This window comes from Clostridium sp. HGF2, assembly GCF_964240115.1.
In the GTDB taxonomy this organism is placed as follows: Bacteria; Bacillota_I; Bacilli_A; order Erysipelotrichales; family Erysipelotrichaceae; genus Clostridium_AQ; species Clostridium_AQ innocuum.
In genome coordinates, this window is record NZ_CAXSSO010000004.1 from 1 (window position 1) to 21,956 (window position 21,956).

19 protein-coding genes and 1 tRNA gene are annotated in these 21,956 nt (G+C 46.1%); 2 read left to right on the forward strand and 18 right to left on the reverse strand.

All coding sequences use genetic code 11. The features are described 5' to 3' along the window. Positions 1-690 precede the first annotated feature (690 nt). The 4 genes from ACESPQ_RS08185 to ACESPQ_RS08200 all read right to left on the reverse strand — a co-directional run bounded on the left by ACESPQ_RS08185 (position 691) and on the right by ACESPQ_RS08200 (position 6,129). Positions 691-2,106, reverse strand: a complete 1,416-nt coding sequence (locus ACESPQ_RS08185; protein WP_009587599.1) for an MATE family efflux transporter — start codon at positions 2,104-2,106, stop codon at positions 691-693. 3 nt (positions 2,107-2,109) lie between these two features. Continuing rightward, complete coding sequence (locus ACESPQ_RS08190) at positions 2,110-2,577, reverse strand: MarR family winged helix-turn-helix transcriptional regulator (protein ID WP_002611390.1); 468 nt, start codon at positions 2,575-2,577, stop codon at positions 2,110-2,112. 850 nt (positions 2,578-3,427) lie between these two features. Further along, the gene (locus ACESPQ_RS08195; protein WP_002611391.1) at positions 3,428-4,999 is read right to left on the reverse strand and encodes a glycine betaine ABC transporter substrate-binding protein; all 1,572 of its coding nucleotides are present in this window, start codon (positions 4,997-4,999) and stop codon (positions 3,428-3,430) included. Further along, positions 4,996-6,129, reverse strand: coding sequence for an ABC transporter ATP-binding protein (locus ACESPQ_RS08200; protein ID WP_002611392.1), 1,134 nt, complete (start codon positions 6,127-6,129; stop codon positions 4,996-4,998). Before ACESPQ_RS08200 ends, ACESPQ_RS08195 begins: the two co-directional genes overlap by 4 nt. Positions 6,130-6,420: 291 nt before the next feature. Between ACESPQ_RS08200 and ACESPQ_RS08205 the strand changes: the two genes are divergently transcribed. Continuing rightward, positions 6,421-6,507: transfer RNA gene (locus tag ACESPQ_RS08205), tRNA-Leu, on the forward strand. Between the two features lie 297 nt (positions 6,508-6,804). On the opposite strand, the gene ACESPQ_RS08210 is transcribed toward ACESPQ_RS08205, so the two are convergent. The 5 genes from ACESPQ_RS08210 to ACESPQ_RS08230 all read right to left on the reverse strand — a co-directional run bounded on the left by ACESPQ_RS08210 (position 6,805) and on the right by ACESPQ_RS08230 (position 10,952). After that, entirely contained in the window at positions 6,805-7,506 is a 702-nt protein-coding gene (locus tag ACESPQ_RS08210) for a biosynthetic peptidoglycan transglycosylase (RefSeq protein ID WP_002611394.1), read from the reverse strand. A gap of 144 nt (positions 7,507-7,650) precedes the next feature. After that, positions 7,651-7,866: a YneF family protein gene (locus ACESPQ_RS08215; protein ID WP_002611396.1), complete on the reverse strand. Its 216-nt coding sequence runs from the start codon at positions 7,864-7,866 to the stop codon at positions 7,651-7,653. Between the two features lie 65 nt (positions 7,867-7,931). Then, the gene (locus ACESPQ_RS08220) at positions 7,932-8,267 is read right to left on the reverse strand and encodes a hypothetical protein (RefSeq protein WP_002611398.1); all 336 of its coding nucleotides are present in this window, start codon (positions 8,265-8,267) and stop codon (positions 7,932-7,934) included. A 216-nt stretch (positions 8,268-8,483) separates the two neighbouring features. Further along, positions 8,484-9,932 (reverse strand): 4Fe-4S dicluster domain-containing protein, encoded by a 1,449-nt coding sequence (locus tag ACESPQ_RS08225; protein ID WP_002611399.1) that lies wholly within the window; start codon positions 9,930-9,932, stop codon positions 8,484-8,486. 135 nt (positions 9,933-10,067) lie between these two features. Then, positions 10,068-10,952 carry a DMT family transporter gene (locus tag ACESPQ_RS08230; protein ID WP_065531605.1) on the reverse strand — a complete coding sequence of 295 codons (885 nt, stop codon included), beginning with the start codon at positions 10,950-10,952 and terminating at the stop codon, positions 10,068-10,070. 219 nt (positions 10,953-11,171) lie between these two features. On the opposite strand from ACESPQ_RS08230, the gene ACESPQ_RS08235 reads away from it, so the two are divergent. Beyond that, positions 11,172-11,762 (forward strand): xanthine phosphoribosyltransferase, encoded by a 591-nt coding sequence (locus tag ACESPQ_RS08235; RefSeq protein ID WP_002611403.1) that lies wholly within the window; start codon positions 11,172-11,174, stop codon positions 11,760-11,762. A gap of 290 nt (positions 11,763-12,052) precedes the next feature. On the opposite strand, the gene ACESPQ_RS08240 is transcribed toward ACESPQ_RS08235, so the two are convergent. The 9 genes from ACESPQ_RS08240 to ACESPQ_RS08280 all read right to left on the reverse strand — a co-directional run bounded on the left by ACESPQ_RS08240 (position 12,053) and on the right by ACESPQ_RS08280 (position 21,407). After that, complete coding sequence (locus ACESPQ_RS08240) at positions 12,053-12,574, reverse strand: ECF transporter S component (protein ID WP_109771443.1); 522 nt, start codon at positions 12,572-12,574, stop codon at positions 12,053-12,055. A gap of 9 nt (positions 12,575-12,583) precedes the next feature. After that, positions 12,584-13,201, reverse strand: coding sequence for a TlpA family protein disulfide reductase (locus tag ACESPQ_RS08245; protein WP_002611407.1), 618 nt, complete (start codon positions 13,199-13,201; stop codon positions 12,584-12,586). Positions 13,202-13,458: 257 nt separating this feature from the next. Beyond that, positions 13,459-14,367: an ornithine carbamoyltransferase gene (argF, locus tag ACESPQ_RS08250; protein ID WP_373144247.1), complete on the reverse strand. Its 909-nt coding sequence runs from the start codon at positions 14,365-14,367 to the stop codon at positions 13,459-13,461. An 11-nt stretch (positions 14,368-14,378) separates the two neighbouring features. Further along, positions 14,379-15,548 (reverse strand): aspartate aminotransferase family protein, encoded by a 1,170-nt coding sequence (locus tag ACESPQ_RS08255; RefSeq protein WP_109771445.1) that lies wholly within the window; start codon positions 15,546-15,548, stop codon positions 14,379-14,381. Positions 15,549-15,552: 4 nt separating this feature from the next. Next, entirely contained in the window at positions 15,553-16,416 is an 864-nt protein-coding gene (argB, locus tag ACESPQ_RS08260; RefSeq protein WP_038274713.1) for an acetylglutamate kinase, read from the reverse strand. 21 nt (positions 16,417-16,437) lie between these two features. Beyond that, positions 16,438-17,655: a bifunctional glutamate N-acetyltransferase/amino-acid acetyltransferase ArgJ gene (gene argJ / locus ACESPQ_RS08265; RefSeq protein WP_257376759.1), complete on the reverse strand. Its 1,218-nt coding sequence runs from the start codon at positions 17,653-17,655 to the stop codon at positions 16,438-16,440. A 16-nt stretch (positions 17,656-17,671) separates the two neighbouring features. Then, positions 17,672-18,706, reverse strand: coding sequence for an N-acetyl-gamma-glutamyl-phosphate reductase (gene argC, locus ACESPQ_RS08270; protein ID WP_373144304.1), 1,035 nt, complete (start codon positions 18,704-18,706; stop codon positions 17,672-17,674). Beyond that, a complete protein-coding gene (gene argH, locus ACESPQ_RS08275) occupies positions 18,699-20,093 on the reverse strand; it encodes an argininosuccinate lyase (RefSeq protein ID WP_109771447.1) in 1,395 nt (464 codons plus the stop codon). Before argH ends, argC begins: the two co-directional genes overlap by 8 nt. Positions 20,094-20,183: 90 nt before the next feature. After that, positions 20,184-21,407, reverse strand: coding sequence for an argininosuccinate synthase (locus tag ACESPQ_RS08280; RefSeq protein ID WP_002611420.1), 1,224 nt, complete (start codon positions 21,405-21,407; stop codon positions 20,184-20,186). Positions 21,408-21,956 lie beyond the last annotated feature (549 nt).

A 21,956-nucleotide genomic window follows, 5' to 3' on the forward strand; every position in this document is an offset into this window, starting at 1 on the left:
TTCAGTTTTCAAAGACCGAAATTTCTATTTCGTGCGCCGCTGTACTCATCAGCGCTCGTATATAATACAACGAATCATACCCTGTGTCAACAGCTTTTTTTTATTTTTTTGACTTTTTTGTCATAAATCAGCAAACTGTGTCACAACGCCTTCGATACGCCGCATGCGACAGCTGATTATCATATACCGTACAAACCTTCCCCATCGCCTATAGGATGGCGGATCCAGTGGAATAAGATCACGGTTTCGTAAGATCCAGTCTACTTTTCATTTACACAGGCGTTCCTTACCTGTTTCATCCGAAATACCACTTCATCACATGCAGCAGGATCACAACGGTAAAATTCTATATCTTTGCCGACTCGTTCCACTGTATCCTGTCTCTGCACTACCTGCTCTTCATCTTGCTTCCATAATTTTTTAAAGAAATCTTTTACCCTCATAGTATCTCTCTTTCCTCTATGTTTTACTGCATCCGTATTCTATATATAGAAGTATACCATACACAAGGCAATACCTATGGTAAAATCAGCTTCTTCCCCAATCTTGTAGTAGATTTTCACAGTTCCCTTTCCTTCTTTTGATGACATAATAAAAGGGCTCCTATACGATTGCTTAATATCCTATAAGAAACCCTTCTATATATCAGAATTGCAGGAAAGCTCTTTGGCATTCATTCCCTCTAACGGTTTATGCTTCCTTTTCCTCCAGTTGTGTTTGCTGCTTTGCTTCTTCCACATGTTCTTCATCCATGTTACGAAGCAGCTTTTTGAAGAAGAGCACGAACATCGTTACCGTAGTCAGAACGGCCAGTATATCCGCGATCGGCTCTGCCAGAAATACTGCCATAACCTTATCCTCTATAAACATCGGAAGGATATAAATCAGCGGGATCAAAACGATAATTTTACGAAACATCGCAAGAAATGCTGAGGTTTTTGCGTTGCCAAGGGCAATAAAGGTTTGCTGACAGGCAATCTGTGCGCCAAACAGCAGGCAACCTCCCATATAAATGCGCAAAGCCCACACGGTAATTTCTGTTAGAGCGGGATCACTGGTAAATATCGCCGCAAACATATTCGGCACCACCATGGCAAGCAGCCAGAGTACAGCAGAGTAGGTCAGACAGCTGATCAGCAAAAGACGAAAGGCCTTTTTCACACGATAGGCATTGTTTGCTCCGTAGTTATAGCTGATAATCGGCTGTGCTCCCTGGGTAAAGCCGGATAGTGGCAGCATGGCAAACTGCATAACACTCGATAGTATCGTCATAGCACCGACTGCAAGGTCTCCCCCATACTTCAAGAGGGAAGAGTTAAAGCACAATACGAGAATACTTTCCGTTGATTGCATTATGAAGGGTGCCACACCTAAGGCAAGCGAGGGTAACAGCACCTTTGCTTTTATACGGAAATTGCTCATGCGCAGCTTCAATATCGTCTGCTTTCCCATCAGAAAGCGCATGACCCAAACGGAAGAAATACCCTGTGATATAACCGTGGCGAGCGCAGCACCCTGCACTCCCATATCGAAAACAAAAATCAGTATCGGATCCAAAATGATATTGGTGATTGCTCCGATTACAACGGTCAGCATACTGATTCTGCTGAAGCCCTGCGCGGATATAAAGGCGTTCATCCCAAGCGTAAGCTGGACGAAAATCGTGCCGGCAGCATATATGATCATATAGGACTGTGCATAGCCGATCGTATTCTCACTTGCTCCAAACATATAAAGCAGTGGTGTATGAAAACCGATGACAGCTATGGTAAGCACCAGAGCGGTGATGATCAGGGCACAGCAGCAGTTTCCGAGAATCTTCTCCGCCCCCTTGATATCCTGCTGCCCCATCAGAATAGAAGCACGTGGTGCTCCCCCCATTGCGACAAGTGCCGCAAAGGCGGATATAATCATGATAATAGGAAAGCTGATTCCGACACCTGTCAGGGCCGTTGCACCCACTTCCGGTATATGACCGATATACATACGGTCTACCATATTGTACAGAGCGTTAACCAGCTGTGATAAAATAGCCGGTACTGCCAGCATAAAAAATAATCTGCCAATGCGTTCCTTTCCCAAATCCACTTCTTTTGACATCTTCATTCATCATTCCTCCAATGTATGTTCGTTTGTTTCTATAATATTTTCGATATTCGCATTGATGCGATCAAAGGTCTGTAGGACGATATTTATATGCTCCTGTGGGATCCCCTTCAGAATGTGAGCTTCCACCTCGCTGCGTTTTTTCAAAAGCACCTGAATGACCTCCTGTGCCGCTTCTGTCAGAAACAGGTGCTGTATACGCCGGTCACTATTGTCTGTTTCTATGTATACATATCCCTTTAGCAGCAGGGATTCAATCCCTCTGGCAACCAGCCCCTTGGATATACCAAGAAATGCACTCAGCTCCTTTGCCGTATTGATTGTACGATTGTTGGATAGGAAAATCAGAATATCCACTTCGCTGGGAGAGAGCTGGTAATGCTTCAGCTCAGGCGCACTTATTCTGGCATAAACCTTACGAAAAGCCGCACAACGCTTTACAAGTGTTTCCAAATTGGTATGTTTGAGCATGTCATCACCTCCATTAGTTTACTTGTAAACGATTATAGTATATCATGTTTTCACGAACTTGCAAGCAGCAATATAGAAAATGGTTGACAGCAGCAATATAGAATATACATTGCCAAAGGCATGCTGTATTGATTCTTTACAGCTGATATAGTCCACTACCTTATCAATGCGAAGAAAGAAAATTCATAAATGAAAGGAACCACTGGCGAAGCGGCTGGAAAAGTTTGCTTCGCAGCAATCTCTTCCCGGATTCCATAAGCAGAAACAATCCCTAGCGCCTTTCAACAGAAAATATGTTGAGTTAAAAGCAGCGCATAATCCAAATGCGGACCTCTTGAATGCTAGCTGCTTCTTTTAAGACTACTTTTATTTAACGGGGCGGTAATTGCCTGTATGATATATTTATTTCCTATTAGACGATACGCCGATTTTGCATATTGCAGGATACTGCCGAAAAGACATAGGCAGGTGTTGTGATATTTGCTTAGAAAGTTAAAAGCAAACCCCGACAGCACCATCCTGGAAACGGATAGAGGTTTATAACAGCCAAAGAATAAAGTGTGAAACAAAACAATTATGCAATATCTGCGCCCGCACAGCGAAATGCAGGGGAAATGGAAAAAGATATGAAATATTTCGATCCTATTCTAAAGGGCATTGAATATCTAAACGGATAGTCAGGACATGTTTTCCTAATTTTGCTGTTCTATCCCGGAATAACAAAAGGGCCTCAGCTTCCATTGGATATCATCCAACAGAATAAGAGTCCCATTCATTTTATAAGCAGATCACAGCTTTACGCAGGTAAGCGTACTGATACAGGAGGTAACCTTTTCTATGCACTGTACGCTTATTTTTCCAGCAGCCCCTCCTGTACCAGAAATTCGTGTGCAACCTCTGCCGGCTCACGTTTTTTTACATCCACCTCATAATTCAGCTTTCGCATCCCCTCGCTGCTCAGATGCTTGCTAAGCTCATTGATCACCCCAACTGCATCCGGATACTCCGTAAGCAGATGATCGCTTACCATAGGTACCCCATAGTATGGAAGAAAATACTGTTTATCATCCTCCAGCACGACCAGATCATAATAGTCGATCAGTCCGTCCGTGGAATATGCATCAATCACATCACTTTCTTTATTGGCCAGAGCTACATAGCGTGTCGCTCCATCCATTGCAATATTATCCTGAAAGTTCATGTTCGGATATTTGCTTTTGATGCCTGGCAGCGCCTCTTTACGATTATTGAATGCCAGGGTTGGTGTGATGGTAAGACGATCGGATACCTTTTCCAGATCACTGACTGTCTTTAAATTGTATTTCTCTGCTGTATCCTTGCGCACAGTAAAGGTATAGGTATCGTTAAACGGCGTCTGATCCAGCAGTGTAAGATTATATTGTTCTTTGATTTTTTCTTTCGCAATGCGATACACCTCATCTGCATTGCTGTTTGATTTCATTTTTAAAATATCGCCATATAATGTTCCGGTATAATCAACATACATGTCAATCTGACCGTTTTGCAGTGCGCTGAAGCATATCTGTACCCCGCCAAGAGAAAGATCTCTTTGTACCTTGTAGTCCGTTTTCGCTTCTATCATATCGGCATACATGTTGCCGAGAATCAGCTGTTCACTCATATCGGAGCTCCCGATATGCAAAGCGTCCTTACTCACGCCCTTCATAAGTCTGCCCCCAACAGAAGCCATCAGCAGGCAAAGACACAGCAGCGATACGATAAGTTTTGTTGATTTGCGTACAGGTCGATTGGTCTGTAAATTTCCAATCGTCAGTCCTTCCGGAACAACCACACGCTCCAGGATTCCCATAAAGGAATCAATAACCAGCGCCAGAATACAGGCAGGAACTGCACCGGCCAGAATCTGCATATTGTTGGATGTTCGGATACCAGAATATACAAGGTAGCCAAGACCTCCTGCTCCGATAAAGGCCGCAATCGTCATCAGTCCGACAGCTGTAACAGCAGAAATCCGTACACCCGCCATAATAATTGGCAATGCCATGGGAATTTGTACCTTTATAAGAATCTGCGCTCTTGTCATACCGATACCCTTAGCCGCCTCCAGTGTCTGATCCGGTATGCTTTGAATACCGGTATACGTATTTTTAATAATTGGCAGAAGCGAATACAGAATAACCATAAAGATGGCGGGCTTGGAGCCGATTCCAAGGAACGGGATTGCAAACCCAAGCAAGGCAAGGCTCGGTATGGCCTGAACGATATTGGCAATTCCCAGAACCGGCTTTGTCAGCTTTTTGAGATAGGAAATTAAAATCCCAAGAGGAACACCAATCGCAATGGCAAGAATCACAGATAACAGCGTAAGCTCCACATGCTCCCAGCTCAACGATAAAATCTGTCCCTGGATGGATTGTACATATTCGAGAAATTCACTCATGCCTGTTCACCTTCTTCCAGATCAAACTGCTTGGAGAAGGTTGTCACCAGAGAGCTTCTGGTAATCAGTCCACGCAGCTTTCCCTGCTCATCCAATACAGGAACATTGTAAAAGTCATGCTGTCTTGTCTGCTGCATAACATCCACAAGGTTATCATCCTCCTGAGCACAGTATGCAGGATTGACCATAATATCACGCACCAGCAGGTGATTGTCCCGCGGCTGTCTGCGAATCATTTTGGCCGTGATCATTCCCTGCAGCATCTGGCTGTGATCAACCACCATCAGCGTATCCACCTTGTTGTAACGCATGTATTCATAGGCACGTACCAGAGAAACACCCGGATAGGTTGTAATGACACGCTTAATCATGATATCACTAGCACGAATCAGCTCCGGCGAATCCCAGATGCGGTTTTTACCGACAAAGCTGCTGACAAATTCGTTAACCGGATGCTTTAGAATTTCCTCAGGTGTATCGAATTGCACAATGTTTCCATCATGCATAATGCAGATACGATCTGCAATTTTAATTGCCTCATCCATATCATGTGTTACGAATACGATCGTTTTTCTCACGTTTTCCTGAATCTGTAAAAGCTGATCCTGCAGTGATGATCGCGTAATCGGGTCCAGTGCGGAAAACGGCTCATCCATCAGGATGATATCCGGATCAAGAGCAAAGGCTCTGGCCACACCGACTCTTTGCTGCTGACCGCCGCTGAGCTCCTGCGGATAGCGTTGGGAAAATTCGGCATAGTCCAGTCCGACCATTTCCATCAGCTCCCTGGTCCTTGCCCTGCGCTGTGCCTGCTCCACATGCTCCAGCTTTGCAATCACCTCCATATTATCCTCTATATTCATATGCGGAAACAAGCCTGTCTGCTGGATGACATATCCCATATTTCTTCGCAGACGAATCACATCCTCATTTCGAATATCACTGCCATTCAAAAGTATCTGACCTTTCGAGGGAGCGATCAAACGATTGATCATTTTCAGGGACGTTGTCTTCCCGCAGCCGCTGGGGCCGATCAGTACAACAAATTCCCCGTCGTGAATCTCCATATTGATATCATGAAGAACCTCCTGATTTTTAAAAGTTTTGGAAACATGCTGAAATTCCAACATCTATATTCCTCCTCTCTTTCCCAAATAGAAAAAACTGTCTGTCGACAGCGTACCGGCGACGTAAGATGAAAGGCGATTTCTGCGTCCCCATCCTTTTTCACCATGTGTAGTTATAAGTATAACACAGTTTAAAAAAAATGTAAAATCCATGGTAAAAAGCAAAGGTTTTTTTCATTTTATTTCAGTCACAGCAATTCTTACATTATCTGCAGGAGCTCACCATTATCCTATGTTTTTCATAAAAAAAGGATTGCAATTCCTAAATAAATACGCTATAATAACAAAGCAATCGCCCGAGTGGTGAAACTGGTAGACGCAACGGACTCAAAATCCGTCGGTAGCAATACCATGCCGGTTCGAGTCCGGCCTCGGGCACCAGTAAACCAGACAACAGATACATCGTATCTGTTTTTTTATTTATAAGAATTCCGATTCCATTTTCAATTGATCCGCATTGTACACACCGGCTTATGCGATGGCACAGTCATTGTCTGCTGTTTCAAGCTTCATATATATACCCGCCAGCTTTTTTTGCAAATCATTCCTAAAAAAAGAAAACCATCACAGCAATCAATGAGAGATATATCCTTATTCATCGATTGTGTTGAAGGTTTTTTTATACCTGCTGCTATGCCTTATGCAGACAATGCGTGCTTACTGATTCAGGAATAGCGCTTACTTTTCCACCTGCTTCATGACTGCCGCCTTCTGCTGCTCATCGATCATATTTTCACGAATCATTGCATTCAGTACCTGAATCTGCCGATTTCTGGCTGCGGATTCATGATTACTCAGCTGATAATTTGCAGGAGATTGTGGAAGACCTGCCAAAAGCGTTGCCTCATCCAGCGTCAAATCTTTTGGTTCCTTATGAAAATATCCCTCACTTGCCGCCTTGATTCCGATATAATTATCTCCGTAATTGATCACGTTGACATACAGCTCCAATATTTCTTTTTTGCTCAGTTCCCTTTCAAGATCGTATGCGGTAAAAATCTCACTGACCTTGCGCAGATAGGACGGCTGATAGGTGTAATACATATTTTTTGCCAGCTGCTGCGTGATGGTGCTCCCTCCTCCGCGAATCTGCCCCGCCAGCACATTCTGGTACAGCGCTCTGGCCATGGAACGGTACTCCACCCCATGATGCTCATAAAAGCGCCGGTCCTCGATTGCAACCGTTGCCTGCAGCAGCTCCTCGCTGATTTCATCATACGTTACATAGGACTTTTTATGTTTAATTTCCTCTACCTTTTCACTGATGCTGACCTCATTGGTAGCCTTGACATAATTTACAAAGCCAAGTCCTACAAACAGTGTGAGAGCAATCAAAACGATCAGCAGCAAAATCAGGAACAGTTTTCTTATAATCTTCACTTTATCACCATACTCATTATAGCATACTTATTCCCCTGTGAAGCTAACTTACAGATTCGTTATAAAATCGTCAGGAAACAGAAAGATTCTTCAAAATCAGAATACAAGAAACAAGATAAAATAAAACACGGTCATCACCGTGTATTATCTGTTTGCGTTCACTGACTTCATTATCTGTTTAATCTGAGCCTCAGATGGTTTTCTTCCCATTTGTAAAAACATCGCACGAATCATTTTCTCGTTGATAGGCGGGTTTTCTCTAAGTTCTTTCTCGAATTTCTTTTTTGTGAAATAGAAACCGAGGAATCCCCCAATTGCCAATCCTACAAGGGTAAATAACACAGAGCTTAAAAAATCCATATGTAATCCTCCTTACAATAAGCATATTTTACTATTTTTATGGAGATTTTACAATAGTTTTCGCCCTATTTATCCACTTCTTGGACCAGAAGGCAGCGATATTTTCTTTTCAGCAGCTGATAAAACGGATTCGTGCAATCCTCCATGCATGCCGCTCCCTCCCGTATGTACACCACATATACCCGGGATTTCAAAAAATGATCATAGCTGAGACAGTCCTTTCTGCACTCGATTTCCTTTTGAAAGAAAGCCTCCGCACTCTCTTGCAGGGACTGCATTTCTATCGGAATCTGGATTCTGCTTCTTTGCTGCTCATCCATCCCTTCCAGCAATGCCTGTATGTTCCCACTCTGCTTCATGATATCATAAAAGGCAGGCTGAATCGCATAACACAATTTCATAGATTATCACCCGCTTACATTGTACATCGCCCATTTGTGTGAGATTTGTAGAATTTTGTGGAACGGATTGCTTTTATGGCAGAAACCGCTGCAGCTTGAAGGTGCGGATTCTGGCCGATCAGACACAGCGAAAAACTGGTATACAGCATAAAAAGCCTTCAACGTTAAAAGGCAGGAATCGGGTTACGAATGTCCCGATTCCCACCTCATCATTCTTTATCTGTGTAAATCAATATCCGAGAAATCATATTTCTCAAGGGTAGATGCAATCGTCTTATCCTTGATTGCCAAATTTTCCTTGGTCATGCGTGCTTTCGCTTTCGGCATATTTTCTATAGTCGCCGGTCCGCAGATACAGCCGCCCTGACATGCCATACCCTCCAGAATGTCTGCCTGAAACCGATTCACCTTCATCATGAGCAGCGCTTTTTTGCAGGCATCGCTTCCATCTGCATATTCCGCTGTTACCGCCTCATCATTATTCTCCTTTAAAGCAACGGCAACCGCCTTGGATACACCACCGCCGACAGAGAAGAATCGTCCATAGGCAGAAGCGGTATCCTCTTCCTTCGCAGGAACATTTTCCGGAGAGATATGCCTGGATACAAACATTGCACCAAGCTCTTCGAAGGTGATACAGAAATCAACCTCACTGTCCTGAACCTCCTGCTTTTTCGCAACACATGGTCCCACGAATACGACCTTGCAATTCGGGTGATGCTTTTTCAGATAGCGCGTTGTCGCAACCATTGGGCTTACCATATGTGAAACACTGCTTTCATATACCGTCGGGAAATGCTGCTTCGCCATGTTTACGAAGGCAGGGCAGCAGGAGGTAGTGATTTTCTTTCCCTCTGCCTTGTGCTTTTTTGCATCTTCCTTTTCATACCATGCCACAGCATCCGCTCCAATAGCCGCTTCGTATACGTCGCTAAAGCCCAGCTCACGCATTGCCTGCATGATCTGCGGCAGCGTTGCGCTGTCAAACTGCCCCTGAATAGCAGGAGCAAACACCGCATAAACCTCTTCTTTTTTCTTCAGCAGCTCGATAACATCCAGCATCCAGGACATATCCTCAATTGCGCCAAACGGACATTTCGCCTGACAGGCACCACAATTTATACATTTTGCCTCATCGATTTTCGCCAGTCCGTCTTCTCCCATACGGATCGCATCGACCGGACAGCTTTTCATGCAGGGACGCTGTGTTTCAACGATGGCATTGAACGGACATGCATTTTTGCAGGCCCCGCATTCCTTACATTTATCATAATCGATAAAAGCGTGATCCTCCCCCATATGAATCGCATCAAATTTACATGCAGACAGGCAGGCCTTTGCCATACACTTCCGGCAATTATCCGTCACCTGTATTTTATGGATGCTGCAGCCGTCACATGCTGCTTCAATCACGCGTACAATCTGACGCTTGTTGTCATTCTCCACCGGTACCGGCGGCTTACCAAGCGCCATTCGCGTCCGCTGGCGTATGATTTCTTTTTCCTTATAAATACAGCAGCGGAATTCTGCATGTTTCCCCGGAATCAACAGATTCGCTACCTCATCACAGACGTCATCATTCAGTTTTCCATCAAACGCACGCTTGCTGACCTCTCTCAGTACGTCGAATTTAAACTGTCTGGCTTCGTGATCAAATAATGACATAATATCCTCCTCTATGCACAAGCAGTATAAACAGCTTGTGCTTTTTTTAACATGATAATTATATCACAAAGCGTACGTATAAAAAAAGCGGTAAATCGTAAAAATTTACAGCTTTTTATGTATTTATACTTTTTTTCAGCAGATATCCTGCTGCTTGTCTTTCTTCTTTCGTCCCGGCTTATATTCAATATATAGAATGGAGGAGAAAATCAGACAGGCTCCGAGTATCATCGGAGGACTCATTACCTCCCCCAGCAGCAGGAAGGAGAAGATGGAAGCAAACAGCGCCTCCATGGACAGGATCAGGGATGCGCTGTTGGCAGTTGTAAATTTCTGCGCAAAGGTCTGCAGCAGATAGGCAAGCAGAGTTGACACAAAAATCAGATAGGCCACATTTCCTGCCGCATGCCAGTTAAAGGAGGTCGGCGGCTGTTCCAGCGTCAATGCACATATCGTGGAAATAACGCCGGCGGTCATCATTTGTAAAGCGGTCATGCACACCGTATCCACATGGGCGGAGTAGCGTTCCAGCGCAATGATATGCAATGCGAAGAACAAGGCGCAGACAAGGGACAGCATATCGCCGAAGCCCAGCATGAGTGCATCCTTTTTCAACGTCAGCAGTGCAATACCCACAATGCACAGCAATGATGCAATCAGTTCCTTACGGGAGGGACGCCGATGCCAAAGCAGCCAGAGCAGATAGGGTACAAACACCACATTGGTAGCGGTAAGAAATGCATTCTTACTCGGCGTTGAATACTTCAAGCCAAAGGTTTGAAAGGCAAACGCCAGAAACAGAAATATCCCTGTCACGATTCCATGTCCAATCGTTGCACGATCCAGCCTGCGCAGCTTTTTCCAGCAGATCAGCAGTGGAAAAACAGCAGCCCCTACAAATCGTATCATCATGATATAAAACGGAGACAACGCATCCAGCGCTCCGTCGGTAGCGATGAAACCGCCTCCCCAGACAACGGTAACAACCACCAGTATCATATTTGCGTATATTTTTTTCATAATTCACCTCATTGGTCAACATCATACCACAGCCTTTTCGCTGCCGCAAGTATTCTTTATCAGGAAATATAAGCTTTTTTCGTATCCTTTTTACAGTCGAAGCACCCGTCCCATGCAAGCAAAAAAAGGATTGCTATTTCTCTATCTCCATATTATAATAATACCCATGAGAAATCAGTCTCGTTTTTTTATACAATTTAAGAGAGAGGAAGCGTTTGTATGAGATTACTGGAAGAATACATAAAAAAATACGGCAATGCTCTGAATGAGGATGTTTTAAAGGTGGATGCTTTTTTGAACCATCAAATTGATGCACAGCTGATGATGGAGCTGGCAAAGGATTTCAAAGAGCATTTCAAGGATAAGCACATCACCAAAATTGCGACAATTGAGACAAGTGGTATCGCACCCGCAGTCATGCTCGGTTACCTGCTGCAGGTTCCCGTTGTCTATTTCAAAAAGGATACCTCCCGGATCATGAAGGACGATCTGTATACCTGTCAGATCCATTCCTTTACCAAAAACAAGGATTATGATATCATCTGCAGTAAGAAATATTTGTCCGCTGATGACCATGTCCTGTTTCTGGATGATTTCATGGCGAATGGTGAGGCATGTCTTGGCGGGATCGAAATACTGAAGCAGGCAAACGCTTTTATCGAGGGCATAGGAATCGTAATTGAGAAAGCCTTTCAGCGGGGGCGCCTGAAGGTAGAGGCGCAGGGGTATCCGGTGTATTCTCAGGCACGCATCGCTTCCCTTTCACAGGGAACGATTACATTCGTTTCCGAAGAGTACGAGGTTGCATAGGCGAATATTATACATAATCCGGACACTGTCCGGTTTTTTCTGCTTTTGGTATGCCCCACACCCCTGTACATAGTGATTGCGAGACTGTATCTTTTTATTGAAGCTGCACACGCCCCCTCTGCCGCGCCCTCGCTTATTTCACCGCTGAAATATCCTAAGGATTTTTCAATCTGCAAAGGATGCAATACTTCAATAAAAAAGGAAGACTGCACAGCGATTTCCTAATCGCATACACTCTTCCCTTCTACATATATGAAAGCATACACAGCAGAACTGCCTGTTCGACTGCATCAATCCTCTGCTTTTCTGACCTCCAGCTTTTTCACGACACTCACAAGAAGCGGTATCATCACCAGCTGCAGCACAATGCCGGGTATCGCAGTAACAAAGGCGGCAGTTAAAAATATCTGCATGGTATATGCCTTGTGTGCCATGCTCAGCAGCACCAGGTTGGCAAGTCCGCTGACTGCCCTTCCTGCCAGCATCGTGATAATTAAAGAAGGATACAGCGGCAGCTTTTTAGTCATCCATCCGCTCAAAAAGCCATACGTCGACAGCTCCACACACATGGCAATTCCGGTCGGCATGAGCGGCGGCATGCCGGTTAATGCACTCGACAGCAGCGGTGTCAGCATGCCAACCAGAGCGCCATAGGCGGGGCCGCACACAAATCCGCACAGCAATACCGGTATATGCATCGGCAGAAAAACTGTGCCTGCCTGCGGTCCAAAGGAATGAAAGGCAAAGGGCAGTACAAGCCCCAGTGCCAGAAAGAATGCTGACAGTGTCAGCTGTTTGACCTGATTACTCATAAAATCCCCCTATTTTGTTACGGCAGAAAACATATCCTCATAGATTTTTTTCAGCTCCTGCGTTTCCTTCTCTGTCATTTTCCGTTCATGCGCATCATGACCATCCACCGTACCAATGTGTCCGGAAACAGCCTTTCCATCCTTTACGACCACGACAAAGGGCACGTAAAGCTGATACTCACCTTGATCATCCTTTTCCATAAACTGCTTTGTATAAGAAATCATCTCCAGCTTCTGCTTTGGTGTATAGAGAAGCTCCTTCTTGTCATCTCTTGTTCGTATGTATAAGATATGCTGCTTATCTGCCTTCGCGACTTCATTCATCACAGGCAGTGCCTCCACACACCACGGACAGCTTGGATATCCGAAATACAGGATTGCACTTTCCTTTTTCTGAAATACGGAAAGAGCCTCCTGCATATCCGAATCTACAAACTGATTTTTTGTTTCCCTAAAATCCTTATATCCGCTCATATCCGCACTTTCGTCAATTCCGCAGGCACTGCTTTTATCTGTTTCATCTGAGCAGTAGGCATCCTTTTTATTCGGTTCTGACTTATCTGCCTCCGTATTTGCACTGCATGCGCATAACAGGCTGACCATGAGCAGCAGAACGATTTTTTTCATAAAATCACCTCATTTGTCTGTGTTGATTATACCATACCTGTCTGTAAAATCACATAAAAACCATATAAAATATATCATCAGGAAAAGAACCGACTCCCTATCCAGTCAGTGGGATACTGTAAATTTCCTTCAGCTCATATCAAGCACAGAGGTAATGTCGTTTTTACTGAACAGTATTATGTATTGCTTTTCACCATATGTTCCAGCGTATCGAAAGGGAAAAGAAAACGGACAGCTTCACCATCCGTTTCTTTCGATCAGTCCTTCAGCAGTGTAACAAGAACCGCCTTTTGCGCATGCAGACGATTTTCCGCTTCGTCGAAGATTTCATCCGCATGAGCTTCAAATACCTTCTCTGTAATTTCCTCTTCCCGATGTGCAGGCAGGCAGTGCAGTACCATGGCATCCGCTTTTGCCACAGCCATGCATGCATCATTGATCTGATAGATGCCCTCAAAGATCTTCCTGCGCTGAGCAGCCTCCTGCTCTTCCCCCATGCTCGCCCACACATCCGTCACCAGTACATCCGCATCCTTCGCGGCCTCCAGCACATTCTGGGTCAGTGTGAAGCGTCCGCTGGCCTGTGCACGCTTCGTGATTTCCTCATCCGGCAGATATTCCAGCGGGCAGGCACATGCCACCTCCATGCCGGCGAGAATTCCACCGTTGATCAGGGAATTCGCCATATTATTTCCGGCACCGATAAAGCACATTTTCAAACCCGTAAGAGTACCCTTGTGTTCCCGAATCGTCTGTAGATCTGCCAGCACCTGACAGGGATGCACATAGTCTGTCAGACCATTGATAATAGGAATGCTTCCATATTCCGCAAGCTCCTCTACATCGGAATGCTTGTACGTGCGAATCATAATGCCGTCCAGATAGCGGGACAGCACACGTGCCGTATCCTTGATTGGCTCTCCGCGTCCCAGCTGCATATCATTGGCATTCAGATACAGTGCAGTGCCACCCAGCTGTGCCATTCCCGTTTCAAAGGAAACACGGGTTCTGGTGGATGATTTGGTAAAAATCATACCAAGCGTTTTATTTCGCAGGTATGGCGTAAACACACCCTTTTTCACTTCTTTTTTCAGACTGTCTACCAAATCCAGCAGATCATACAGCTCTTCCTTTGTCAAATCTGCAAGTGTCAGTAAATGCTTCATCGTCTTCCTCCTTACGCAATCTGCGTCAGTACAGCTTCCATAACATCCATCGCTTCCTTCAGCTCCTCCAGTGTGATGGTAAGCGGAGGCAGCAGGCGGAGCTTGTCCTTGGCCGTTAAAAGCAATACGCCCTTTTCAATGCATGCAGCCACAACATCCCTGGCTGTAACACCATCCAGAACCACACCACGCATGAGTCCCAGACCATTGACCTGTACGACATGCGGCATTTTGCTCAGTCGCTGCTCTACATAAGCACCCTTTTTTTGAACAGCGTTCAGAAACGCTTCATCCATGCGCTTTAATACAACACATGCACCGGCACAGGCAATGGGATTGCCACCGAACGTTGTACCATGATCGCCGGGATGAAAGGTGTCGGATACCTTTTCCGACAACAGGACACCACCAATCGGAAGACCGTTCCCCAGCCCCTTTGCTGTGGTAACGATATCCGGATGAATCCCATACTGTTCATATGCATACAGGGTACCGCAACGCCCGATACCGGTCTGCACCTCATCCACGATCAGCAGGATGTCCCGCTCTCTGCACAGCTCTGCCACCGCGCTCACAAACGCCGGCTCCAGTGGAAGTACACCGCCTTCTCCCTGAATCATCTCCAGCATGACAGCACAGGTACGCTTGCTGACTTTGCTTTTCAAATCCGCAATATCATTGGCAACCGCATGTACAAATCCGGGTGTAAAGGGATCAAAATGCTGGTGGAAATGATCCTGTCCGGTTGCACTCAACGCCGTAATGGTTCGTCCGTGAAAGGAATTCACCAGCGTGATGATTTCATGCCGTCCAGAGCCATAATGATCACTGGAATATTTTCTGGCAACCTTGATTGCACCTTCATTCGCCTCTGCTCCGGAATTCGCAAAAAACATATTGGTAAAGCCGCATCGCTCACACAGCAGCTCTGCCACATCACTGTCCGGCTGTGAATAATACAGATTGGACACATGCGGAAGCGTGGCCGCCTGGCTCGCAACAGCCTGTACCCATGCATCATCCGCATAGCCAAGTGCATTTACACCGATACCGGCTGTCAGATCCAGATATTCCTTTTCATTTTCATCATATACCCGACAGCCCTTGCCATGCGTCAGCACAACATCAAAGCGTGCATACGTGTGGGCGATATAGCGCTGATCATTCTCTTTTATACCCATATTCTCACTCCTCTACCAGGGTTCCGATGCCTTCTTCACTAAACATTTCAATCAGGATGGAATGCGGAACCCGTCCATCGATAATCACCGCCCGCTGCACAGAGCCCTGTACAGCTGTCACCAGACAGTCCACCTTGGGAATCATCCCGCCGCTGATGACACCATCCTTTTTCAATTCCTCAATTTCGGATAACGTCGCTCTTGGAATCAGCGAGCCTTCATCCTCAGGATTTCGTAAAAGCCCCGGTATATCGCTAACCAGAATCATATTTTCCGCATGCAGCTTAGCCGCAATACTGGCCGCTGCCGTATCTGCATTGATGTTATAGGCATGTCCTGCCGCGTCACAGCCGACACTGGCCACCACCGGAATATAGCCCTTTTCAATGATATCCAGAATCAGCTCCTCATGAATCTCCTCGATTTCACCGACAAAGCCGAGATCGCCCTCATCCACCGTATACTGCCTTGCCTGAATACAATTGGCATCCATTCCGCTGATGCCGACCGCTCTGGCACCCTTCTGGTTGATCAGGGACACCAGATCCTTATTCGTTTTTCCAGCCAGCACCATCTGTACAACATCCATTGTTTCCTCATCTGTATAGCGTAGTCCTGCGACAAAGCGTGACTGCTTACCAACCTTATGCAGCATACCGTTGATTTCCGGCCCTCCGCCGTGCACCAGCACGACATGCACACCGATTTCCGACAGCAATACAATATCCGTCATGACATTTTGCTTCAGCGTTTCATTTTTCATGGCGTTTCCGCCGTATTTAATGACAACGATTTTTCCGTTATACTTCTGTATATACGGAAGTGCCTTGGACAATATGGTCGCTTTCTGTATGGCATCTATTTTCAATGTACTCACATCTCCCTTATCCTATGTTCGATAGTCTCCATTGATTTTCACATAATCATACGTCAGGTCACAGCCCCATGCCGTAGCCTGTGCACTCCCCTGCTTCATATCAATCAGAATATCAATTTCACTCTCACTTAAAATACAAAGTGCCTCTTCCTCATCAAAGCCGCAGCCTGCGCCATCCTTACATACCAGCATACGGCCTGCCTTACTGGCTAGCGTGACATCCACCTTATGAATATCAAAATCCCCCTCTGCATATCCGATGGCACACAGGATACGCCCCCAGTTGGCATCACGTCCGAACATGGCAGCCTTGAACAAAGAGCTTGTGACAACGGATTTTGCAATCGCTTTCGCTGTTTTCGTATCCTTGGCAGAGGCTACCCTGCAGGTCAGCAGCTTGGTAGCTCCTTCCCCGTCCTTGGCGATATTTCGACTGATTTCCACACAGATTTCCATCAGTGCCTGCTTAAAGGCTTCATAATCCTCATTAAGCTCACAGATTTCCGGATTCTTTGCCAGACCATTCGCAAGAATACTCAGCATGTCATTCGTTGAGGTATCCCCATCGACACTGACCATATTAAAGGTGTCTGCGACTACCTCATGCACAACGGCATCCAGCAGCTCGGCAGAAATCGCCACATCGGTTGTGAGGAATGCCAGCATCGTTGCCATGTTGGGGTGAATCATACCGCTCCCCTTGGCCATACCGCCGATATGACATACCCTGCCCTGCAGCGTAAAGGTCACTGCGAATTGTTTCTTAAAGGTGTCTGTGGTCATGATTCCCTCACAGGCATCGCTTCCGCCCTTCACATCCAGTGCAGAAACCAGCTCCTGCATGTGCTTTTCAAACGGTGTAATGCTCAGCGGCTCACCAATGACTCCGGTAGAAGCAACGATGATATCCTCTGCGTTTAGATTCAGCTCCTGTGCGCAAAGCTCACACATGCGATTTGCGATTTCCTCTCCATTGGCGTTGCAGGTATTTGCATTGCCGGAATTGCAGATGATCGCCTGGGCATGACCGTCCTGCAGATGCCGCTTTGTAACAGCGATCGGTGCTCCCTTCACCTTGTTTAATGTATATGTGCTGGCAGCCGTACACATGACACTGCTGTAAATCAGAGCCAGATCCTTTTTCGAGCGGTTCCTGCGTATCCCGCAGTGAATTCCAGCAGCCTGAAAGCCCACAGGTGCACAAATACCGTTTTCCATCCAAGTAACCATAATCAATTTCCTTTCCCTAGAAGGAGGCAGGCACATACATCAGCCCGCTGTCCTCCTTACAGTCGAACAGAATGTTCATATTCTGTATGGCCTGTCCGGCAGCACCCTTCACCATATTATCGATGGCCGATACCAGAATCAGGCGGTTATTGCGAGCATCCATATGCAGGGATACATCGCAGAAATTCGAATACTTAATATATTTCAAATCCGCACAGCTGCCCAGAGGCAGTACGCGGACAAAGGGTTCGTCCTGATAGAACAGCCGATACATCGACCAAAGCTCCTCCAGAATTGCTTCATCCGTCAAATCCACATAAATCGTGGAAATGATACCGCGGTTAATGGGCAACAGATGCGGTGTAAAGGTAATGCTGGCTTTACTGTGGCACAGCTCGGACAGAGTCTGTTCAATTTCCGGTGTATGGCGGTGTGCCGCAACCTTATACGGAGCAAAGGCTTCGTTGCAGCGCGGGAAATGTGTGTTATCACTCAGTCCCTTGCCTGCCCCGGTTGTCCCCGACTTCGCATCGATGATGATATGCTGCTCATTGACCAGCCCCAGCTTCATGAGCGGTGCAAGTGCCAGCGCGATGCTGGTTGGATAACAGCCCGGATTTCCAATGATATCCGCTCCTTTAATTTGCGCACGATACAGCTCCGGCAAGCCGTATACAGCCAATTCATGGAGCTCACTGTCATGATAATCCAGTTTGTACCATTCCCTGTAATCCTGCTCATCACGCAGACGGAAATCCGCTCCCAGATCAATGAATTTCACATGAGCATCATAGCATTTGCGTGCCAGCGGCTCACTGAGTCCGTGCGGCAGGGATGCAAATACGATATCCGATGCTGCAATCACCGTGTCCTCATCGCTGAACACCATATCACAGAGCTGGTAAAAGCCCGGATATAATTCACTGATAGGCTTTCCGGTATAGCTTTTGGAGCTGATTGCCGTCAGCTCGGCATATGGATGCATCAGCAGCAGCCGCACAAGTTCTGCACCGGCATAGCCGCTGGCTCCAATGACCCCCGCTTTAATCAATTTCATCTGCATCCATCTCCTTTTGTATCGCTTTCACATGTTCAATATGTGCGGCAACGATTTCCGGAGCCGGTCCGCCGATGACCTTTCGCTGTTTCACACAGGTCTCCAGAGAAATCGCTCCATAGATGTCTTCTTCAAACTGATCACTGAAGCTTTTATACTCATCCAGTGTCAGTGTTTCCAATGTTTTTTCCTGTTCCTGTGCATAGCTTACCAATCTGCCCAAGACCCGGTAAGCGTCCCGAAATGCCATGCCCTTCTTCGTCAGATAATCGGCGCAGTCGGTCGCATTGATAAAGCCCCTGGCGGCTGCATTACGCATATTATCCTTGCGAATTGCAGCGCTTTTGAGCATCGGTGTAAAGGTGGTCAGACACAGCTGCACTGTATGCAGAGCATCAAAAACTGCCTCCTTATCCTCCTGCATATCCTTATTATAGGCAAGCGGAAGTCCCTTCATCATCGTCAGCAGCGTCTGTAAATCGCCATAGACCCGTCCGGTTTTTCCACGAATCAGCTCTGCCACATCCGGATTCTTCTTCTGCGGCATAATGCTGCTTCCTGTCGCAAAGGCATCGTCCAGCTCCATAAATTTAAATTCCCAGGAGCACCACAGAATCACCTCTTCCGCAAAACGGGACAGATGCATCATAACCATAGAAAGATCGGATGCTATTTCTATACAGAAGTCGCGATCACTGACACCGTCCAGAGAATTCATGCTGATGCTGTCAAAGTGAAGCTGCGCCTTTACAAATTCCCGGTCAATCGGATAGGTGGTAGCTGCCAGAGCACCGCTTCCCAGCGGGAGTGTGCGAATACGCTTCTGTGCCTCCTGCAATCGCTGAAGGTCGCGTAAAAACATCTCCGCATAGGCCATCAGATGATGTGCAAAGGTGATGGGCTGCGCACGCTGCAGATGCGTGTAGCCCGGCATGATGGTTTCCGTATGCTCCTGTGCCTTTTCACACAGGACCGTAAGCAGCTCCTGCAGCTTGTCACATACCGTACGTACCTCATCACTGCAATACATACGGGTATCCAGTGCCACCTGATCATTACGGGAGCGCGCTGTATGCAATCGCTTTCCCGCATCCCCAATCCGTTTTGTAAGCTCCTGCTCCATGAACATATGAATATCCTCGGCTGAGGGATCAATCAAAAGCGCGCCGCTCTCAATATCTCTTTGAATCGCTTCCAGCCCCTGCGCGATGGCAGCACCGTCTGCTTTTGAAATAATTCCCTGCTTTGCAAGCATGGCCGCATGCGCCATGGAGCCTTTTATATCCTGTGTAACCATAAGATGGTCAATGGAAATACTGGAGTTGAAATCATTCAGCCGCTGATCCGCTTCCTTCTTGAATCGTGCATCCCATAAATTCATATGCTCTCATCCTCTCTTTTCCTTGTATGCCAGAAGGCAGTGCAGTCTAAATGCCGCAGCATTTCAACAGACTCCCCTTCTTATCTATATTTATTTCTTCCTTTTTTCATCCATGATCGCCTTTACCTTGATTGGCAGCCCATACAGATTGATAAAGCCTGCGGAATCATTTTGATCATAGGAATCATCCTCACCAAAGCTTGCAATCTGCTCGGAATATAAGGTATATGGCGAGGAAATGCTGGCCGGTGTAAGATTTCCCTTATACAGCTTGATTTTCACCTCACCACTCACGGTTTCACTTGTCTTATCGACAAAGGCACTCAATGCTTCACGAAGCGGAGTGAACCATTGTCCGTTGTAGAGAATTTCACCGAATTTAATTCCTACCCCCTGCTTGTAATGCATGGTTTCCTTATCCAGACAGATGGATTCCAGCCACTGATGCGCCTTATATAAAATGGTTCCGCCCGGTGTTTCATAAACACCACGGCTCTTCATTCCCACCAGACGGTTTTCTACCATATCAATGATACCGATGCCGTTGGCACCGCCAATCTCATTCAGCTTTGTTACCATTGCCTGACCGCCCAGCTTTTCACCGTTTAATGCTGTCGGAATCCCCTTCTCAAAGGTCAGAGTGATATAAGTCGGTGTATCCGGAGCCTGTTCCGGGGTCACTCCCATCTCCAGTATGTCATCATACTGCGGCTCATTCATCGGATCCTCCAGATCCAGCCCCTCATGGCTTAAATGCCACAGATTTTTATCCTTGGAATAATTGGTTTCTCTTGAAATCTTTAACGGAATGTTATGCGCTTCTGCATAATCAATTTCATCATCTCTGGATTTCAGCTCCCATGTTCTCCATGGCGCTATAATCGGCATATCCGGTGCAAACGCCTTGATTGCCAGCTCGAAGCGTACCTGATCATTCCCCTTACCGGTACAGCCGTGACAAATAGCGTCAGCTCCCTCCTGTTTCGCGATTTCCACCAGCTTCTGTCCAATCAGCGGACGTGCAAAGGCTGTTCCCAGCAGATATACATCCTCATAAATGGCATTGGCTTTTAAACAGGGATAGATATAATCCTCCACAAATTCATCCTTCAAATCCAGAATATACAGCTTGCTGGCACCGGTCTTGATCGCTTTTTCCTCAAGTCCATCCAGCTCTGTTCCCTGTCCTACATCCGCAGAAACCGCAACGACCTCACAGTTATTGTAATTTTCCTTCAGCCACGGGATGATAATGGAGGTATCCAGCCCGCCGGAATATGCAAGTATTACCTTCTTAATGTCTTTTGTTTCCATGTTCTTCTCCTCTTCTTTCTGTTATTCTTTCTCTACGTTCATTGTAACACGTTTTCAGCCCTTCTCGTCGTTTTCATCGTCGTTTCATCATATTTTTCATATCCTCACCTCATGTACAAAAAAAGCGCCGTTCGATATACTCGAAAGACGCTTGCACGCGGTACCACTTCCGTTGCTCTGTCTGAGACAGAACCCCTTGTTTCATAACGCAGAAAGATCGCGTCCCATGATACTTGATTCCCACAGGCTCTAGCAGGTGCGCTTCCCCATACGTTTCACAACAGCCTTCCACCATCGCTGTCTCGCTTTTGATTCCGGTATGACTACTCTCCTGCATCATCGATTTGTTGAATACATCATACTACTGTGAAAACTCAATGTCAACCTTTAATTTCATAATTTTACATTTCGCTATCATTTCTTTCAATTTTATTACAAAATAAACTTATTTCTTTCATTTCATATCATTTCAAGCAAGACTGCTTTGACAATCCCTGCGGAATACAGTAGAATTTAACCATACATATGAAATAACCGTCAGGAGGGAAT

Excerpts from the sequence above, each read along its gene's own strand:
- argJ (WP_257376759.1), bottom strand. The coding sequence starts at position 17,655 with ATGGTTACTTGGATGGAAAACGGTATTTGTGCACCTGTGGGCTTTCAG.
- ACESPQ_RS08195 (WP_002611391.1), bottom strand. The coding sequence starts at position 4,999 with ATGAGTGAATTTCTCGAATATGTACAATCCATCCAGGGACAGATTTTA.
- ACESPQ_RS08220 (WP_002611398.1), bottom strand. The coding sequence starts at position 8,267 with ATGAAATTGTGTTATGCGATTCAGCCTGCCTTTTATGATATCATGAAG.
- ACESPQ_RS08215 (WP_002611396.1), bottom strand. The coding sequence starts at position 7,866 with ATGGATTTTTTAAGCTCTGTGTTATTTACCCTTGTAGGATTGGCAATT.
- argF (WP_373144247.1), bottom strand. The coding sequence starts at position 14,367 with ATGAAGCATTTACTGACACTTGCAGATTTGACAAAGGAAGAGCTGTAT.
- ACESPQ_RS08200 (WP_002611392.1), bottom strand. The coding sequence starts at position 6,129 with ATGTTGGAATTTCAGCATGTTTCCAAAACTTTTAAAAATCAGGAGGTT.
- ACESPQ_RS08255 (WP_109771445.1), bottom strand. The coding sequence starts at position 15,548 with ATGGGTATAAAAGAGAATGATCAGCGCTATATCGCCCACACGTATGCA.
- ACESPQ_RS08230 (WP_065531605.1), bottom strand. The coding sequence starts at position 10,952 with ATGAAAAAAATATACGCAAATATGATACTGGTGGTTGTTACCGTTGTC.
- ACESPQ_RS08225 (WP_002611399.1), bottom strand. The coding sequence starts at position 9,932 with ATGTCATTATTTGATCACGAAGCCAGACAGTTTAAATTCGACGTACTG.
- argH (WP_109771447.1), bottom strand. The coding sequence starts at position 20,093 with ATGAATTTATGGGATGCACGATTCAAGAAGGAAGCGGATCAGCGGCTG.
- ACESPQ_RS08280 (WP_002611420.1), bottom strand. The coding sequence starts at position 21,407 with ATGGAAACAAAAGACATTAAGAAGGTAATACTTGCATATTCCGGCGGG.
- ACESPQ_RS08240 (WP_109771443.1), bottom strand. The coding sequence starts at position 12,574 with ATGAGTAATCAGGTCAAACAGCTGACACTGTCAGCATTCTTTCTGGCA.
- ACESPQ_RS08235 (WP_002611403.1), top strand. The coding sequence starts at position 11,172 with ATGAGATTACTGGAAGAATACATAAAAAAATACGGCAATGCTCTGAAT.
- ACESPQ_RS08185 (WP_009587599.1), bottom strand. The coding sequence starts at position 2,106 with ATGAAGATGTCAAAAGAAGTGGATTTGGGAAAGGAACGCATTGGCAGA.
- ACESPQ_RS08190 (WP_002611390.1), bottom strand. The coding sequence starts at position 2,577 with ATGCTCAAACATACCAATTTGGAAACACTTGTAAAGCGTTGTGCGGCT.
- ACESPQ_RS08245 (WP_002611407.1), bottom strand. The coding sequence starts at position 13,201 with ATGAAAAAAATCGTTCTGCTGCTCATGGTCAGCCTGTTATGCGCATGC.